The organism is Bacteroides acidifaciens (assembly GCF_903181435.1).
Classification (GTDB): Bacteria; Bacteroidota; Bacteroidia; order Bacteroidales; family Bacteroidaceae; genus Bacteroides.
Genome location: NZ_CAEUHO010000004.1, coordinates 816,591 through 835,844, shown reverse-complemented (window position 1 = coordinate 835,844; position 19,254 = coordinate 816,591). Strand labels below are relative to the sequence as shown.

The window sequence follows — 19,254 nt, the reverse complement described above, 5'->3', positions numbered from 1 at the left end:
ATATGGGTTATTTTTTAAAATTCTGCAGGCTTCACAGGTGAAATAGAGCAAAAACAGAGGTATAGCTACGTTTGCTTTATTAAGCATTTTATAAACGCTTAATAAGTAACAGTCATAAATTGATAAGTTTATAGCAAGAACATTTATAATTTTACTCCTCCCGCCCGAACGAACGATATTCTAAAGGAGTAAATCCTGTACGCTTTTTAAAGAAAGAAAAGAAATATTCGGTAGACTGAAAACCAAGAAAGAAAGAAATCTCTTTCACCGATTGAGAAGTTCCCACCAGCATTTGTTTGGCCTTGCGTAGTTTCAATTCCTGGAAATATTTAGCGGGAGCATAACCCGTATATTCCTTAAAGACACGGCGAAACCACGAATAACTGATATTAAGCCGCATCGCCAGTTCTTCGGGATCTACATTGCCAGAAATATTCTCGTTCATTATAATCTTCGCCTGCTCTATCTTCTGGTCGACGTCACTCATTTCAAAAACCTTGTTTTTAGAGACAGAGAGAATCATGCCAATCATGTGAAGCACAATGCCGGATAGATATTGCTGTGCCGAAATCTTGTCCGCCTCGGCTACTGCAAGGGCACGGGAAAATAATGAAACCAGCTCCTCATTGATACCGACCTCTAATATCTGCTGTTCAGGTGATAAAAAAGAAGCATCTACAATGGCATCTATTGCCGGCCCCTCAAAACCGATATAATACTCCGTCCAGCCTGTCTGCCGCAACGGACGATAGGTATGCCACTGGCCGGGAAACAAGACCATCAGCCTGCCTTTACAAACCTGTTTTTCGGAAGTGGAATCGGATGAAAACAAACCGCGTCCCTTGGTGATATAAACCAACTGGTACTCTCGGAGCACCCGTCCTTTTTCCGCATTAAAGAAGTAACCGGAAGGATGCTCTTTCAACGGGTAAGGCGAATCGGGCGGGATAGACTGATAGCCGACAGTATTGACCCATAAACCGAACTTACGGTCCATGTCATTTACAATCAGATATTTGAATTCGAGTCCTAAGCTATTTTCCTCAGTCATATCAACGTGTTTTCATGCAATTGGATTGGACAAAAATAGGAATTATTTTCAGAAAACACATGCAAAGAAACAAAAAACATCCGGAGCATACCTTCAGGCTGCCCCGGATGTCTATTTAAAATAATTCTAATTTAGAAAGCTTTATGATACAAAACTTCGATATCCTCTACCGAGGTAGGACGAGGATTACCACCCGTACAAACATCATTGAAAGCCGCTACTGCCAATGCAGGAATGTCTTCTTCCTTCACATTGATTTCATGCAGTTTCTGAGGGATGCCGATGCTCAGGGAAAGGGCTTTTACTGCTTCAATAGCCGCCTTCACACCTTCCGCTTCACTCATTCCGGTAGTGTCCACTCCCATTGCTTTCGCAATATTGATATACTTCGGAGCAGCCGGAGATTCAGCGTTATATTCCATCACGTAAGGCAACAGCAAAGCATTTGCCACACCGTGAGGAGTATCATAGAAAGCTCCCAACGGATGAGCCATCGAATGAACGATTCCCAAACCGACGTTAGAGAATCCCATTCCGGCGATATATTGTGCTTGCGACATAGCTTCGCGGGCAGCTACATCCTTGCCGTTATCCACAGCCGCTTTCAGATTTTGCGCAATCATCTCGATAGCTTTCAGTTCGAACATATCACTCATAGCCCAGGCACCCGGAGTAATATAACTTTCGATAGCGTGCGTCAAAGCGTCCATACCTGTAGCGGCAGTCAGACCTTTCGGCATAGAATACATCAGTTCGGGGTCTACGATAGCCACGGCAGGAATATCGTTCGGGTCTACGCAAACCATCTTTTTACGTGCGTCCTCGTCAATAATCACGTAATTGATAGTCACCTCGGCAGCCGTTCCGGCAGTAGTAGGCAATGCGAAAGTAGGTACGGCTTTGTGTTTGGTATCCGCAACTCCTTCCAGAGATTTCACGTCCGCAAAATCCGGATTGTTCACGACGATACCGATGCCCTTGGCTGTATCAATAGAAGAACCGCCACCCAAAGCAACGATAAAATCAGCACCGGAAGCCTTATAGGCAGCCACACCGTTTTGTACATTGGCAATAGTAGGATTGGCTTTTACATCACTGTAAAGTTCGTAAGGAATCTTATTTTCATCAAATACTTTAATGATTTCGGCAGCCACACCAAATTTGACAAGGTCTTTGTCCGTTACAAAAAAGGCTTTCTTAAAGCCACGTCTAGCTGCTTCCACAGCTATTACACTCCGGCATCCGGCACCGAAATAAGAAGTCTCATTTAAAATAATGCGATTCATGGTTGTGTTACTTATTTAAAGGTTAAACCGCAACATCTCCTATGACAGAAAATGTTGCGGTTGCTAAAGTAGATAAATTCAACGACTAGTACAAATATTATTTAGGAAGATTGAAAGCAACTGACATTTCTTTCATCTGTTCCTGGCTCATTCCATCCGGTTCGAAGCCCATATTCTTGGCTGCGATATAGATTAAAGCGGACTTGTTCAATACATCAATCTGGTCGAATGCCTGCATAGCATCACAGTCTACTGCGAACACACCGTGTTTCTCCCACATCACGACATCATAGTCCTGCAATTCCTTGATAGTAGCTTCCGCCAGTTCTACCGAACTAGGCAACTTGTAAGGAATGATACCCAAACCACGCGGACAGAATGCCTTTGTTTCGGGAATCATGCTCCACAATAGATTGGTAGCCACATCTTTTTCCAGAAATTTCGGGCAATGTGTCATCGCAATCAGCTCAATCGGGTGAGTGTGCACAGATGCTTTATAAGGAGAGTTCTTGCTCAACAGGTCATTGTGTACGCTCAAGTGAGACGGCAACTCCGATGTGGGAGCCACCGCTTCATCAGCAATAATTACGTAGCTGGCACAGTCATCCAGAATACGGATTACCGAACCATTCTCCATCGGCCAGCGAGCTAAATCACGCATACGTTTGTTGGTTCCCTTGCAGTAAAAGTAGCATCCTTTCAGGTAAGGCAATGTAATGCCGATAGATTTTACCTCGCTAATCGGCTGCATCTGACGGATTTCATCGTCTACAAACTCTGTGATATTAACAGTGATATTACCACCGTTACGTTCAGCCCATCCTTTCTGCCACAAGTATCCGGCAACTTCCGCTACCTTGTTTACTTCCTTGGCAAGTGCCGGACGATTCTCTAAAATTGATTTCATATATATATCTATTATTTAAAACAAATTCGGGAACACCAGCGAGAAAATCAACACCACCAATCCGCAAATCAGTACGGTGATAGTCTTGGCAGATACTCCCTTCCATTCTTTCAGGATAATTCCCCAAATATTACTGAATGTCACATTCAATGCCATCAGGATACACCAGGAGAAAGCCAGCAACACAGGACTTTCCGTAAGGAAACTCTTTCCCATTTCCAGTCCGAAGAACTGCATATACCACAGTACGCCTGCCAATGCACAGAACACCAGATTATTGCCCCATACTTTTCCTTTAGCATAGTCGCCCATAGACTTATTCGCCACATTCTGTTGCAGACAGTACACCGCATTCGTCAGGAATCCACCAAGCGTCACCAGGAAGATAACAGGAAGCCCCGCATAAAGTCCTTCAACACCACCTGCCAAAGCAGCCTCCTTGATAGGCGTTCCGGCATCCAGCCCCAAAGCGAAGCAAGCGCTCATCACACCCGCCATCAATGCTACCAACAACCCTTTTGTCAGAGCAAAATCTTTCACGGCAGCACGCTTTTCCTCTTCACTCATGTTTTGTGCACGCAGGCTACCGGCATAACCGATGATGGCAATACCAGCCAACGTAATACAAACACCCAACAAAAGAATCAGTCCGTTGCCTGCGAACAAATTCGTTCCTGCAAAAAGAGCCGGAAGAAGTGTTCCGAAACCGGCACAAGTACCCAATGAGATACTTTGCCCCAATGCAACCCCCAGATAGCGCATGGAAAGTCCGAACGTCAGACCGCCCACTCCCCACAATATACCATAAAAGATGCTCATTCCAGCACCTCCCGCTCCCCACAAGTCGAGCAGGCTGCCCCCTTGGGGTACCCCCAGCAGTGAACCCAGAAACGGGAACACCAGCCAGGCAAACACACCTTGTATCAACCAGAAGCTTTCCCAGCTCCATTCCTTTACCTTTTTAATAGGTACATAGGAACTGGACTGGCAAAAGCTACCGATGGCTATAATCAACAAGCCGATTAAAATATCCATAACTTATCGTTTAGAAGTTACTTCGGCTTCGTACTTTTCGATTTCCGCAATGAAATCTTCGCCCACCGGAACATTGTTCCTCAAGCAGAACATATCCCATACTGCATTCCACGGAAGCGCTTTTTCTTCTTCGAGCAGAGCCAGACGTTGGAATCCCTGTCCGTTGGCTTCGTATTCACGCAACTTGGCAATCGGTTCGAGCAGGGCGCGAGTCATACATTTCTGTGCGGCACGGCTACCGATTACGTAAGCACCGATACGGTTGATAGAAGCGTCGAAATAGTCAAGCCCATAGTGTACGCGGTCTAATGCGCCACAACGAACGATTTCACTGAACAGTTCCATAGTCGGGTCGTCCATGATAGTGACGTGGTCGGAATCCCAACGGACCGGACGGCTTACGTGCAACATCAGTTCGGGAACATAAAGCAACAGTGAAGATACTTTGTCAGCCACACTTTCCGTCGGGTGGAAGTGACCGGTATCCAGCGTAATCATCTTGTTGCGTGAAGCGCCATAACCGATATAGAAGTCATTGGAACCTACCGTGTAGCTTTCCAGACCGATACCGAACACTTTAGATTCGATACAGTCCTTCATGTTCTTATATTCGGTAGCGAAAATCTGGTCCAGAGAATCTTTCAACAATGCACGATATTTCATGCGGTTCACTGTGATATCTTTGCTTCCGTCGTGCACCCAAAGATTCATGATACACGGGTCGCCCTGTGCCTTACCCATTTCTTCGGCAACTGCACGGCAACGTTTTGTATGCTCAATCCAGAACTGGCGGATACCTTCGTCCGGATTAGAAAGAGACAAGTCGCCCGATTTCGGATGCGAGAAAGAAGTGGAGTTGAAGTCAAGTTTCATGTTATGTTCCTTACCCCATTCTATCCAGCTCTTGAAATGCTCCGGTTCTACCTGGTCACGGTCTACTACCTTGCCCTGGAAATCACCGTAGATTTCATGCAGATTCAGACGGTGAGTACCCGGAATATAAGAAGCGGCTTTCAAGATGTCGGCACGCAGTTCGTCGATGTTGCGGGCCTTGCCAGGATAGTTGCCGGTAGCTTGGATACCACCGGTCAGTGAACCTGCCTGCACTTCAAATCCTGTTACATCGTCAGCCTGCCAGCAGTGGAGTGACAGATGAAAATCCTGCATAGTCTTCAATACTTGTTCGGTGTCCACACCTACTGCTGCATAACGTTCCACAGCAACCTCATACGCTTTCTGAATCAGTTCTTCTTTTTTCATGATATTCTATTGTTTAAAATGATTATTCTTATTAATTATCGGATACAGTTTTTAAAGTGTATATAAGCCGCGTCCCACGCTTCCGTATCCTGCGGATGATAAGTTTTCAACGGGATGGAACTGTTTATCAACCGGCGCATCCCTGCCACATCCGTCTCTTCACCTGCCGCCATTGCCTGAATCATTACATTACCGATAGCGGTAGCTTCGGACGGCCCCGCAACCACCGGAATACCGATAGCATTGGCAGTAAACTGGTTCAGCAAATCATTACGGCTGCCACCGCCAATCACGTGTAAGGTCTCAATCGGGCGGGGAGACAGTGAACGTAGATTCTCCAATACCTGACGATAACGCAAAGCCAGGCTCTCAAAGATACAGCGCACCACCTGCCCGCGCTGTTCGGGAACAGGCTGTCCGGTGGCATGGCAATATTCTGCAATGGCTTTTTCCATATCCGCAGGATTCGCGAAGCAGTCATCATCGGGATTAATCAAGCTACGGAACGGTTCACAAGCATCTGCCTCACTGATAAGTTCGGGATAACTTGTATCCCCCCAATTCAAACGACAGCGTTCCAGCAACCACATTCCGCAGATATTCTTCAGCAGACGGATAGTTCCTTCCACACCGCCTTCATTGGTAAAGTTCAACGCTTCCGTGTCAGCATTAATCACTGGAGCGTCCGTTTCAACGCCCATCAGCGACCAGGTGCCACTACTCAGATAAGCAAAGTTGCGGTCCAATGCCGGAACAGCGGCAACAGCAGAACCCGTATCATGTCCGGCTACGGCAATCACGGGAATGGCTCCCAGCCCGGTAATCTTCTGCACTTCTTCTGTCAATACTCCGACCTTTTCACCCGGGAATACAAAACGGCCGAAGTTCTTTTCACTCAAGCCGACTGCTTGCAACAATTCCGGTTCGAGACGACGGGTCTGCGCATTCACCAGTTGGGCTGTCGAAGCAATCGTATATTCCGTCACCATTTCCCCGGTCAGCATATAGCTCAATGCATCCGGCATAAACAGAATCTTATCTGCTGCTGCCAACGCACTGTCATTATTACGACGTAAAGTATCCAACTGGAAAAGTGAATTAAAATTCATTATCTGAATACCCGTCTTACCATATACTTCGCTACGCGAGATGCGGGAGAAAAGAGCTTCCGGTGCTCCTACCGTATGCGGGTCACGATACGCATAAGGCTGGCGAAGCAGGTTTCCGTCTTTTCCGACACATACAAAATCCACTCCCCACGTATCAATGCCGATAGAAGTGATAGATTCACCACGGTGAGCCACCAGTTTCAAGCCGTCAATAATATGACGGTATAATGCATAAATATCCCAATAGAAATGACCACCGACTTCAATCAGATGATTAGGGAAACGGTTAATCTCTTCGAGGTTTAATCCGCCTTCAATGAAAGTTCCCAAGATTGTACGGCCGCTCGTTGCGCCCAGGTCGACTGCAAAAAAGTTTTGTTTCATGGTATTCTGTCTATATATTTAAGGTATCCATTTACCTACATTGCAAAGATAGGCGATTCCCTCCTCGTGCTCCTTACGCATTTTGATTGAAAGGATATACATTTTGACACAAAACAGAAAAAGGATTCTTCAAGTATAGTTTCCATACAATAACAAAACCAAAGAATAACTCAAAACCGATGCGGTTTTGAACTAATTGTGCCGAAAATTACCAAAGCCTCAATAAAGTTTAGTTCTCCTCCTTCACATCCTTCACGGATGGTAATCATTTGTTTGACAGGTGTTTTCTGTGAACAAATAAAGAAAAGTCTTTTCTTCACGCCCTTCACGCCTTCACAATTCCCATAGTTTGCACTTTCACAGCCCGTAACCTTCGCATCTGGATTGTCAATCTTAGCAAATTGAACAGCTTGTACCAAAGAAGCCGACTAGAGTTGTCCATCTAGCCGACTGGGGTTGTCCAATCAGCCGACTATAGTCAGCCAGGTAGACAACTATAGTCGGCGATTAATAAATAGAAATAAAGTGTAAGCATTCGGCCTCGCCCGTATTTCTCTCCAAGCTATAATAAAGTCAAAAGCCAGACATGCTTTGTCTGGCTTTTGACTTTATCTATCTTTCTTGTTTATCCTTTCCAATTAAATGGCAGTAAATCGGCGTAGTCGTTTTTCTTTTCTCTTTCATTCTCCTGTACCCTAATCAACACGTCCTGCATCCATAGTTTTGGGTTCACCTTATTTTCCCTGCAACATCCCATCAGTGAAAAGAATATTGCCGCTGCATGTGCCGCTTCATGTGAACCGGAGAAAAGAGTGTTTTTTCTGTTCAAAGTCAATGGCCTTATAGAGCGCTCCACCGGATTATTGTCAATGCAGAACTGTGCATCGTTGACATATCCAGACAGTTGTTCAAAACGTGTGTACATATAGAATATGGCCTTTGCAATAGGCGATTTCTCAACCGTATGTTCATACTCCTGCCTGCACCATTTTTCCAGTCCTTTGATAATAGGGTACGATTCTTCCCGGCGAAGCCTTACTACAGCCCCGCCTTCCAGATGTCCTATCCTGATTTTCTCCTCCACAGCATACAGTCTGCCTATTTGTTCAAGTGCATGCCTTGCTCTGGGAGGGTCATTTCCTTCCGCTTCCACAAACTTGCGCCTGACGTGTGCCCAGCAGCACAGGTGCAACTTTCCGGGTAGTGTGTCGAACTCGTCATATACTGCAAAGCCGTCACTCTGTACCACCCGAACCTGTCCTGCCAGCAGCGTGTCTATTCCGCTGCTGCCACGTCCCTTGTGATATTCAAAGAATGGGGTATGGAACCGGGGCAGATAGAAGTTCCACATATACCCGCGGTGAAGAGCACCGGGCCGGTCGCTTTCAAGTACGGGATGGGGCGTCTCATCGGCCATGACGTAATAGCTGTCCTTGACCAGTTCACGAAGTTCATTATAGATTGGCTCCAGACGCTGTGCGGCAGCCATCATCCAGTTACTTACAGTGGAAGGACTCAGATGGATGCCTTCACGCTCAAAGATGTCCAGTTGTCTGTACAGAGGCAGGTGGTCGTAATATTTGGCGGTAGCAATGTGTGACAGTACACTTTCCGACGCATTGCTGTGGGGATGTGCCATTACGGGCATGGGAGCAGTTATGATACGACCGTCGGCGAGCCGGTATTTAGGGCGGATGATGCGTCTCACATAGAATCGGGCGGGACTGACGGCATATTGTTCGCTCACTTCCTCTCCCAGCTTCGCCGCTCCCTCCAACGAAAGGCCCTCCGGCATGGGAATGATAATCTCTTCACGGGGAAGGGACGGGGCGATGGGCTTACGGGCGTGGGGGGTAATCTTTTTGGTGAAGCTCTTACGGAAACGGTTGTAGCCATTCTCCGATTTGGCAGATTTCTCAGCTGTTTTCTGTTCTTCCGCTACCGGGTCATTGACATCGGACGGAGACTCAAAACAGATGCTCAACTGGCCAGCATCTTCGGGAAGATGGCGTTTTTCACTGGATTTACCCCATAAACGGCGTGTCAAGTCAGCCAATTTCCATCTCAGGTCGGCAATGACGGCTGTACAGGCTGAGATTTCTTCGACCTGGCGGGAATACTCCCGCAAAGAGGATTCGTATTTTCTCTGAAGTTCTGCATGTTCCTTTTCAAGGCGTTCACGTTCCTTGCGCAGCTCTTCGTACTCTTCCAAAGTAAGGGTAATGACCGGTTCTTTCACTGTATATCCACTTTTTTATTATGTGACAAAGTTATGAAAATAAAGCAGAACGGCTTGTAGGACGGGAGATTACTTTTCAACTGTTTTCCGATACTTTTTAACAGTAAGCAGCTCATTCAGGCGATTCCAGGAAATTTGAAGAAAATCCCTCTTCCGTTCGTCCTTTTTCAAGAAAAAAGAGCCGCGATTCAGACGACGGTATTCCAAACGGTATTCGTCGTCGCACCGATAAAGGATATGCAACCTGCTACGGGAGCGGTCAAGAAAAACATGGCAACTCTGCTCTGACACGCAAGAGCCCGTGTGCCGGATGACCTCGCCACAAAGACCGTCAATGCCTTTATGGAAATTACAACCTTGGGGATAAAGGTAATAGGCCCAGAAAGGACTGCTACGGAAAAGACCAAGGCCTAAAGGGAGAAGTAGGTCCTGAGGGGAATGGATACCAAGGCTGGAAGCCGAAACTTTATAACGACGACCACCATCAAATATGAAAAGAACCGAATCAAAATGGTTAGACTCGGATAAAAGACTACGTAGTTTATCACTTTCGCTAGAAAATACTAATACAGAACACATATATGGATTAAGATTGTAATGAAGACACAAAGGTAGGAAGGAAAAGAAGGGAAACAAACACGCACGAGGCCGAATGCTTACAATAAAGTATACGATAAGACGGTAGTTTATCAATAATAAGAAAGCTGATTCTTAATATTGGTAATGAATAAAATATATTCATTACCGCACAAAACAAACGAGAAACTTCTCCCAACAAATGTTTTAAATAAACATAAATTAGCAACGATAAGATAAGCAATGCAGAATCCACAATTGTACTATATATATAAAGCCGAATTATGAAAAACATCAAGCACCCAACCAAAGAACATAGCAGACTAATATATTACCTCTGTTTATTTAATCTGATATTCGTAACCTTTGCCTGCCAACAAAAAGGAAGTGGAGATTTACTTTTATCTGTTGCAGATTCATTGATGTCCACCCGTCCGGACAGCGCATTGTATCTATTGGAGAATATCTGCGTGTCAGAGATAAAAACACCTGCCCAAAATGCCAAATATGCCTTATTACTAACCCAAGCACAAGACAAAAACTACATTACACCAACCACAGATTCTTTAATTCGTATAGCCACCGAGTATTATGATTCGATAGGTAATGATATAACAATGCAGGCAAAAGCCCATTATTATCTCGGAAGAGTGTATCAGGAATCTGGAAATAATCCTGCCACCATACGCGAATTTCTCAAAGCAATGCCATTAGTGAAACAAGCCAAAGAACATAAACTATTGTGTATGCTATATGGAAACCTTGGGTATGTATACTTCCAGCAAGATCTACTGGACAAAGCGGACTCTCTTTATGTATGCGAAGAAGAACTTCTTAAACAAGAGGCTGACTCTGCCCATTTAGCAATGTTACTTGTACAACGAGCGGATATTTGTATTATGAAAGGAGCCGCATTTCATAGCAAAGCTGAAGAGTTGTTAAATCGCGCCCTACCCATTGCTGAAAGACTTAACAATACATATATAGAAATTCAAGTACTCAGTTCTTTAAGGATTCTTTATAACGAAATGGAAAAGCCGGAAAAGGCTATTTCATATATCAGACGCGAACTTATACTGCAAAAAGACACCACTCAACTATATGGCATATATCTAAGTCTAGGAGATGCTTATTGCAAAACCAACCAAAATGACTCAGCAGTTTATTATGCTCATAAATGCCTATTTTCCCCAAGTTTTTACACGAAAGCTAATGCCTGTATTATATTTGAAAATGTGGCACGAAAAAAAGGAGACTTTGCCGAAGCATTACATTTCAAAGATAACTATGAAGCATATATGGATAGCACAAAACATATTGAACGCACAAAGGAAATTTTAGCAGTTGAAAAAGAGACCCTTCTTCAACAAAGTGAACAAAAACACAAGAGTAACCTATCATTATACTTGCATTACATCTACGCCGGGGGTAGTTTCATAATAATACTCATTATTCTTTTTGCATACAAACGAATCAAATATCATCAAAAAGCACAACAATTAAAACAGGAACAGGAATCTCTATTACAAACAATCTCCACACAATCCATCCAAATGAAAAAAGATATGGAGGATAAAGATGCAGAAATAACGGCGTTGAGACAAAAATGTAGTAAATATAATGAAGATAAACAACATTTAGATCAACTGAATAGCTGTCTTAATGAGTTATTAAAAGAAAAAGACAAGATATACACAGATATTAAAAAAGCTATTGCAGAGAAAGAGAAAGCGATAGAACAACTTATGCAACAAATACAATTATCAGATGAAACGAGGCATAATATTCATTTAGGAGAGCAACTGACTAACATAAAAAAAGAAAAAAGTTACTTGTTCGATAGTTTATTAACAAGTCAGTCTGTCGCCTACAAGACCTTATTAACCATAAAACAACACAATTATGAAAATCCGGATGCAAACGCAAAAGTACCGAATGAAATATGGGAAACATTGATTTCGGAAATAGACCAATTAACACATGGGTTTATCAAGCGATTGACGGGGAAGCATGAACGACTATTGAAAGAAGACGTCTATTTCTGCTGTTTGGTTAAAATTGGCATGAAATATGCGGATATTGCGAATGTATTTGGCTGTACTTCCAATGCTGCATACAAAAGAAGAGATGCTATTATGAAGAGGATGGATATAGAGACGCCTATAAAATTTGATATTCTAATAGAAGATATTTAATTGTAATGTATTGATTTTCAATAAATGCGTATTTGTTAATTAAGTTTTAACAAAATACTACACAAAACAAATCAACGCTAAGCCCTATGTTTGCAACATCAAAAATGAAAAACCGAATTTATATTTTACAGACATGAAAAAAGAACTACTTATTTTCGTACTATGCAGTATGCTATTCACACAATTACCGGGTTTTGCCAATAGTGGGATTGACACTATGTTGATTTGATTCCTATGATACAATAAATTGAGATATATGAAATATACCGTCGTTTTTCTTGTTTATTTATTGACCATTTTTCTATTTCCACAAATTCTTTATGCCCAATGCAGCATTACTGGTAAAGTAACAGATTTGGAAGGCCAATCATTATCGTATATTTCAGTACAACTATTCCGTGTCGATTCAAGTTTTGTGACCGGTACAACCACTGACACATTAGGCTATTATCAATTTACAAAGGTTTCCCCTTCACCTTATTTTATAGTTTTTTCCTCAATAGGATATAAAAAGCAAATAGTTAACGCCAATACAACAGAGAAGAAAAACGAACTACCACCAGTGATAATGGAAACAGATAACATAGAGTTGAACGAAGTGGTGGTAAAAGGAGCTTCTGTTATCCGGCAAAAGGATAGGCTACTCATTTTGCCTGACAAGCAACAGGTAAAACAAGCAGGTACAGGGTATGATTTATTATATAATTTGATGATTCCTGGAATGGAAGTGGACAGGATAAAGGGAAAAGTAAAAACATTTGGTGGGGAAGCCACTTTATATATTGATGGGAGGAAAGCTGATTATCGAGAAGTGCAGAGTTTAAGACCACGAGATATAGAGAAAGTAGAGTATTTCGACACACCATCAGGGAGGTATGCCGACGATGTTGCTGCAATCAACTATATTACCCGTCAGTACAAGTCAGGGGGATACGTGACAATTGATGGACGGCAAGCTATGGGATACCTCAATGGAGACTATAACATAGTGAGCAAACTGTCACATGGCAACATGAATTATACGCTTTTTGCGGGATATAGCATGAACAAATACAAGGGGGATATAAATGATAATCACGAATATTTTATCTTTCCTAAATATGCTATAGATAGAAAAACTAATACACTGGATAATAAGGTTAAGAGCGACAACCAATATGTACAGTTAAACATAGCTAACCAGAATAAAAAACGTAATTTATTGGCGAAAATATCATTCGTGCGTAATGATGCACCAGACAACTTTAGCCGGGAATTACTTGAGTATGGCGGCGGACACACAATGAATAAAGAATCGAGCAAAACAACTAATCAGTCCGGCAATATGCCTACTATAGATTTATATGGATATTTTAACTTGAAAAACAATCAGTATATTGAGTCGTCATTGGCAGGTACCTATGCTAATAATTCTTATTCTTACAATTACCTGGAAGATAAATATACCACTTTAACTCATACAAAAGAAGATATCTATACAGTTCGAGCAGATATAAAGTATGGAATACGATGGAAAGAACGCAATGCTTTATCTCTCCGAATAGGGCACTATCATACCATTAGTTCTTCCCATTATGATGGAAACAATTCATCTTGGCAGCATTTATGGACAGGCCAAACCTTGTTTTATGCAGAATACAATCGAATGTTTAAAAAGAATCTAACATTCAGTGTATCCCCCGGATTATCGTCACTACAATATCGCTTACATAACGAGAAGCGTATTAGCCAAATCTCACCACGCTTGAAAACAAATTTAACTTATCGAATCTCCAGCCTACATCAAATCGTTTTCAATGGAGTTTTAGGTAACACACAACCTCAAATTTCCCAATTAAGTAATGCTGTACAAGAAATTGATTCATTAATCATTAAAAGAGGAAATCCTAACTTGGATAATACTATTTTTGGAGATGTCAATTTCAACTATAGCGGCCAGTTTAAAAACCTCAATCTATATGCGGCACTTCATTACGAAAGAGTTGAACATGTTAATACTGATGAGTTTTTTATTAAAGACGGTAGACTCATAAACACCTTTCGTAGTGATGTAAGTGCCCATCATCATGAAGGCATGCTATCCGCCACATGGAAAGTGTCGGAAAATTTTCGTTTAAAAATGGACGGATATTGGTCAATTACTTCTCTCTTTAAAGGGATTTCCGACAAATCGAGCAGTCTTTCCGGATTGATTCAAATGGACTATTACTGGAAAAATTTATCATGTAGTCTTTATGGCAAAACAAGTTCGAAAAGTTTTAGTGCAGATTTGATCCATAGATATGAACCGGCTAAATACGGATTAACGGCACGCTGGAGTTGTGGAAACTGGTTGGTGGAAGCAGGAGCGGAAAGCCCTTTTACCAAACACCGCCAGTGGAAACAATCAGTGACATTAGATGCTTACAATTACACAAATTATGTGACAGGGCGCATATATCAACAGACAGGCTTTCTAAAAGTGATTTATACACATAATTTCGGAAAGAAAACCGCACGAGACGACAATAACACGAACAGACATATTAACAGTGCCATCCTAAAAGCTTATTAAAAGATGAATATTTTCTTTTCTATTCAATAGGAAATTTATGTGGAGTTTGTAAATATTGTGGGGTAAAACACGGAAGTATCGGTTTGGGGCTCTACTTAAATTTTCCCGTCCTATATACAGATGTAACGGAAATATGGAAATTAATAACAATATCCTGTTTTTTTCTATTTTATGCAAAAAAACAGGATATTATGCATCTTTTCTCCGAAATAATGCATATTTTTGCGCCATCATTAGAATAATTATACAATGAAGAAGAAAGCAAATCGGTTAGACGCCATCAAAATGATTATCTCAAGCAAAGAGGTCGGCTCGCAGGAAGAACTACTGCAAGAGCTGAACCGCGAAGGCTTCGAACTGACGCAGGCCACCCTCTCACGAGACTTGAAACAACTGAAAGTAGCCAAGGCTGCCAGTATGAACGGAAAGTATGTATATGTACTGCCGAATAACATTATGTATAAACGTTCTACCGACCAAAGTGCCGGCGACATGTTACGCAATAACGGATTTATCTCTTTGCAGTTCTCCGGTAACATAGCTGTTATCCGTACCCGTCCCGGTTATGCCAGCAGCATGGCTTATGACATCGACAACAATGAGTTCACCGAAATTCTCGGAACCATTGCCGGAGACGATACGATAATGTTAGTGCTTCGTGAAGGAGTTGCCGCAAGCAAGATACGCCAGCTTTTGTCACTCATCATCCCAAATATCGAATAATTATAATTATACCTATATTATACATAAAGAAATGGACACTCAACAAATAGATGTTATGGTAGCCGACGCCTCACATGAGGTTTACGTTGACACTATTTTGGAAACTATCAGAAATGCTGCCGCCGTACGAGGAACAGGAATCGCGGAACGCACACACGAATACGTAGCGACAAAGATGAAGGAAGGAAAAGCAATCATTGCCCTTTGCGGCGACACGTTTGCCGGATTCACTTATATCGAATCATGGGGCAACAAGCAATATGTAGCCACCTCCGGTCTGATTGTTCATCCCGATTTCCGTGGTTTAGGGCTGGCAAAACGTATCAAACAGGCTTCTTTCCAACTGGCACGTCTCCGATGGCCGAAAGCGAAAATATTCAGCCTGACTTCCGGCGCAGCCGTGATGAAGATGAATACGGAACTGGGCTACGTCCCCGTCACCTTCAACGAACTGACAGACGACGAGGCTTTCTGGAAAGGATGCGAAGGATGCATCAACCATGATATTCTGGTTGCCAAGAACCGTAAGTTCTGTATCTGCACAGCCATGCTGTACGACCCGACAGAACCGCGGAACATTAAAAAAGAACAAGAAAGAAATAACATTTAAAAAATATACAGCACTATGGAAGAAAAGAAGAAAAAAGTAGTGGTGGCATTCAGCGGCGGACTGGATACATCGTTCACCGTCATGTACCTCGCCAAAGAAAAAGGTTACGAAGTATATGCAGCTTGTGCCAATACAGGCGGTTTCAGTGAAGAACAACTGAAAACAAATGAAGAGAACGCCTACAAACTGGGAGCAGTAAAATACGTTACACTCGACGTTACCCGGGAATACTACGAGAAAAGCTTGAAATATATGGTTTTCGGAAATGTGCTGCGCAACGGTACTTATCCGATTTCGGTCAGTTCCGAACGTATCTTCCAGGCACTGGCTATCGCACGTTATGCGAACGAAATCGGCGCAGACGCCATTGCCCACGGGTCTACCGGAGCAGGTAACGACCAAATCCGTTTCGACATGACTTTCCTCGTGTTGGCTCCGAATGTAGAAATCATCACGCTGACCCGTGATATGGCATTGAGCCGCCAGGAAGAAATAGACTATCTGAACAAGCATGGTTTCAGCGCGGATTTCACCAAACTGAAATACTCGTACAACGTAGGCCTGTGGGGTACTTCTATCTGCGGTGGCGAAATCCTCGACTCCGCACAGGGATTGCCGGAAACTGCCTACCTGAAACATGTAGAAAAAGAAGGTAGCGAACAGCTCCGCCTGACTTTCGAAAAGGGAGAACTGAAAGCCGTCAACGACGAGAAGTTTGACGACCCGATTAAAGCTATCCAGAAAGTGGAAGAAATCGGTGCCGCTTACGGCATCGGCCGTGATATGCACGTAGGCGATACGATTATCGGTATCAAAGGCCGTGTAGGTTTCGAAGCCGCCGCCCCGATGCTGATTATCGGCGCTCACCGCTTCCTCGAAAAATATACACTGAGCAAATGGCAGCAATACTGGAAAGACCAGGTAGCCAACTGGTACGGTATGTTCCTGCACGAAAGCCAATATCTGGAACCTGTGATGCGCGACATCGAAGCCATGTTGCAGGAAAGCCAGCGTAACGTGAACGGTACGGCTATCCTCGAACTTCGTCCGCTTTCTTTCTCTACCGTAGGCGTGGAATCGGAAGACGACCTCGTGAAAACCAAATTCGGAGAATACGGTGAAATGCAGAAAGGCTGGACAGCCGAAGACGCGAAAGGCTTTATCAAAGTGACCTCTACTCCGCTGCGTGTTTACTATAACAACCATAAAGACGAAGAGATATGATTAAAGCAGGAATCATTGGTGGCGCAGGATATACGGCAGGCGAATTAATCCGCCTGCTGCTCAACCATCCGGAGACTGAAATCGTATTTATCAACAGTAGCAGTAATGCCGGAAACAGAATCACGGACGTACACGAAGGCTTGTACGGGGAAACAGACTTGAGATTCACCGACCAGTTACCTCTGGACGAAATCGACGTTCTTTTCTTCTGCACAGCCCACGGCGACACGAAGAAATTCATGGAAAGCCACAACATACCGGAAGACCTGAAGATTATCGACCTCTCCATGGACTACCGCATCAAGAGTGACGACCACGACTTCATCTACGGCCTGCCGGAACTGAACCGCCGCGCCACCTGTACGGCAAAGCATGTAGCCAACCCCGGTTGTTTTGCCACTTGTATCCAGCTGGGTCTGCTCCCGCTAGCCAAGAACCTGATGCTGACGGACGATATTTCTGTAAATGCCATTACAGGAAGTACCGGAGCCGGAGTGAAACCGGGAGCTACCAGTCATTTCAGTTGGAGAAACAATAACATGAGTGTGTACAAAGCGTTCGACCACCAGCACGTGCCCGAAATCAAACAGTCGCTGCAACAGTTGCAGAACAGTTTTGATTCCGACATAGACTTTATTCCGTACCGTGGAGATTTCCCGCGCGGCATCTTCGCTACGTTAGTAGTGAAAACTAAAGTGTCATTGGAAGAAATTGTCCGCATGTACGAAGAGTATTATGCGAAGGATTCATTTGTGCACATCGTAGACAAGAATATAGACCTCAAACAAGTAGTCAACACCAACAAGTGCCTGATACATCTTGAGAAGCATGGCGACAAGCTATTGATTATCTCCTGTATCGACAACCTGCTGAAAGGTGCCAGCGGACAGGCGGTTCACAACATGAACCTGATGTTCAACCTCGAAGAGACGGTAGGACTGCGTTTGAAGCCTTCAGCTTTTTAAAAACAGAAGAATTATGAATTTATTCGACGTATATCCTTTATATAATATCAATATAGTCAAGGGAAAAGGCTGCAAAGTCTGGGACGAGAACGGGACTGAATACTTAGACCTTTACGGCGGACACGCTGTCATCTCCATCGGACACGCACACCCTCACTATGTAGAGATGATTAGCAACCAGGTAGCCAACCTTGGTTTCTACTCGAACTCGGTAATCAACAAGCTGCAACAACAGGTAGCCGAACGGCTGGGAAAGATTTCCGGCTATGAGGATTACAGCCTGTTCCTTATCAACAGCGGTGCCGAAGCGAACGAGAACGCGCTGAAACTAGCTTCTTTCTACAACGGACGTACCAAAGTGGTTTCTTTCACCAAAGCCTTCCACGGACGTACTTCACTGGCAGTAGAAGCGACCAACAATCCGTCCATCATCGCTCCTATCAACAACAACGGTCACGTTGTCTATCTTCCTCTGAATGACACCGAAGCCATGAAGCAGGAATTGTCTAAAGGAGACGTATGCGCCGTAATCATTGAAGGAATACAAGGTGTAGGCGGCATCAAGATACCGACTACCGAATTTATGCAGGAACTCCGCAAGGCATGTACCGAGACGGGCACTATCCTGATTCTCGACGAGATTCAGAGCGGATACGGACGTAGCGGAAAGTTCTTCGCCCACCAGTACAATGACATCAGACCGGACATTATCACCGTAGCCAAAGGTATCGGAAACGGATTCCCGATGGCGGGTGTTCTTATCAGTCCGATGTTCAAGCCTGTGTACGGACAGCTAGGAACCACTTTCGGCGGAAACCATCTGGCATGCTCGGCAGCCCTCGCCGTAATGGACGTTATCGAACAGGAAAACCTGGTAGAAAACGCGGCTAAAGTAGGTAACTACTTGCTGGAAGAGTTGAAGAAATTCCCGCAAATCAAAGAAGTACGCGGGCGCGGGCTTATGATTGGACTCGAATTTGAAAACCCCATCAAGGAATTGCGCAGCCGCCTCATCTATGACGAGCACGTGTTCACCGGAGCAAGCGGTACGAACGTACTGCGTCTTCTGCCGCCTCTCTGCCTCAGCATGGAAGAAGCAGACGAGTTCCTCGCGCGCTTCAAGAAGGTACTCTAAC

At 43.8% G+C, this 19,254-nt stretch carries 15 protein-coding genes; 7 read left to right on the top strand and 8 right to left on the bottom strand.

What is annotated here, in order from left to right:
• Positions 1-151: 151 nt before the first annotated feature.
• The 8 genes from CLIN57ABFB40_RS15230 to tnpB all read right to left on the bottom strand — a co-directional run bounded on the left by CLIN57ABFB40_RS15230 (position 152) and on the right by tnpB (position 9,850).
• Entirely contained in the window at positions 152-1,051 is a 900-nt protein-coding gene (locus CLIN57ABFB40_RS15230; RefSeq protein ID WP_175630878.1) for an AraC family transcriptional regulator, read from the bottom strand.
• A 131-nt stretch (positions 1,052-1,182) separates the two neighbouring features.
• The gene (gene fucO, locus CLIN57ABFB40_RS15225; RefSeq protein WP_175630877.1) at positions 1,183-2,337 is read right to left on the bottom strand and encodes a lactaldehyde reductase; all 1,155 of its coding nucleotides are present in this window, start codon (positions 2,335-2,337) and stop codon (positions 1,183-1,185) included.
• A gap of 97 nt (positions 2,338-2,434) precedes the next feature.
• Positions 2,435-3,244 carry a rhamnulose-1-phosphate aldolase gene (gene rhaD / locus CLIN57ABFB40_RS15220; RefSeq protein WP_175630876.1) on the bottom strand — a complete coding sequence of 270 codons (810 nt, stop codon included), beginning with the start codon at positions 3,242-3,244 and terminating at the stop codon, positions 2,435-2,437.
• A 15-nt stretch (positions 3,245-3,259) separates the two neighbouring features.
• Positions 3,260-4,279: an L-rhamnose/proton symporter RhaT gene (gene rhaT, locus CLIN57ABFB40_RS15215; RefSeq protein ID WP_175630875.1), complete on the bottom strand. Its 1,020-nt coding sequence runs from the start codon at positions 4,277-4,279 to the stop codon at positions 3,260-3,262.
• 3 nt (positions 4,280-4,282) lie between these two features.
• Positions 4,283-5,539: an L-rhamnose isomerase gene (locus tag CLIN57ABFB40_RS15210; RefSeq protein ID WP_024987939.1), complete on the bottom strand. Its 1,257-nt coding sequence runs from the start codon at positions 5,537-5,539 to the stop codon at positions 4,283-4,285.
• Between the two features lie 35 nt (positions 5,540-5,574).
• Positions 5,575-7,032: a rhamnulokinase gene (gene rhaB, locus CLIN57ABFB40_RS15205; RefSeq protein WP_175630874.1), complete on the bottom strand. Its 1,458-nt coding sequence runs from the start codon at positions 7,030-7,032 to the stop codon at positions 5,575-5,577.
• 625 nt (positions 7,033-7,657) lie between these two features.
• Positions 7,658-9,271: an IS66 family transposase gene (gene tnpC, locus CLIN57ABFB40_RS15200; RefSeq protein WP_175628387.1), complete on the bottom strand. Its 1,614-nt coding sequence runs from the start codon at positions 9,269-9,271 to the stop codon at positions 7,658-7,660.
• A 69-nt stretch (positions 9,272-9,340) separates the two neighbouring features.
• Positions 9,341-9,850: an IS66 family insertion sequence element accessory protein TnpB gene (gene tnpB, locus CLIN57ABFB40_RS15195; protein ID WP_175628388.1), complete on the bottom strand. Its 510-nt coding sequence runs from the start codon at positions 9,848-9,850 to the stop codon at positions 9,341-9,343.
• 281 nt (positions 9,851-10,131) lie between these two features.
• Between tnpB and CLIN57ABFB40_RS15190 the strand changes: the two genes are divergently transcribed.
• The 7 genes from CLIN57ABFB40_RS15190 (at position 10,132) to CLIN57ABFB40_RS15160 (ending at position 19,253) form a co-directional block, all read left to right on the top strand.
• Positions 10,132-12,042, top strand: coding sequence for a tetratricopeptide repeat protein (locus tag CLIN57ABFB40_RS15190; protein ID WP_175630873.1), 1,911 nt, complete (start codon positions 10,132-10,134; stop codon positions 12,040-12,042).
• Positions 12,043-12,298: 256 nt separating this feature from the next.
• Positions 12,299-14,596, top strand: coding sequence for a TonB-dependent receptor (locus tag CLIN57ABFB40_RS15185; protein ID WP_175630872.1), 2,298 nt, complete (start codon positions 12,299-12,301; stop codon positions 14,594-14,596).
• Between the two features lie 249 nt (positions 14,597-14,845).
• Complete coding sequence (argR, locus tag CLIN57ABFB40_RS15180; protein WP_024987830.1) at positions 14,846-15,319, top strand: arginine repressor; 474 nt, start codon at positions 14,846-14,848, stop codon at positions 15,317-15,319.
• Between the two features lie 31 nt (positions 15,320-15,350).
• The gene (locus tag CLIN57ABFB40_RS15175) at positions 15,351-15,929 is read left to right on the top strand and encodes a GNAT family N-acetyltransferase (RefSeq protein WP_004299851.1); all 579 of its coding nucleotides are present in this window, start codon (positions 15,351-15,353) and stop codon (positions 15,927-15,929) included.
• 15 nt (positions 15,930-15,944) lie between these two features.
• Positions 15,945-17,153, top strand: a complete 1,209-nt coding sequence (locus CLIN57ABFB40_RS15170; RefSeq protein WP_024987829.1) for an argininosuccinate synthase — start codon at positions 15,945-15,947, stop codon at positions 17,151-17,153.
• Entirely contained in the window at positions 17,150-18,118 is a 969-nt protein-coding gene (gene argC, locus CLIN57ABFB40_RS15165) for an N-acetyl-gamma-glutamyl-phosphate reductase (RefSeq protein WP_073346751.1), read from the top strand. Before CLIN57ABFB40_RS15170 ends, argC begins: the two co-directional genes overlap by 4 nt.
• Positions 18,119-18,131: 13 nt before the next feature.
• The gene (locus CLIN57ABFB40_RS15160; protein ID WP_175630871.1) at positions 18,132-19,253 is read left to right on the top strand and encodes an aspartate aminotransferase family protein; all 1,122 of its coding nucleotides are present in this window, start codon (positions 18,132-18,134) and stop codon (positions 19,251-19,253) included.
• Position 19,254: the final 1 nt, after the last annotated feature.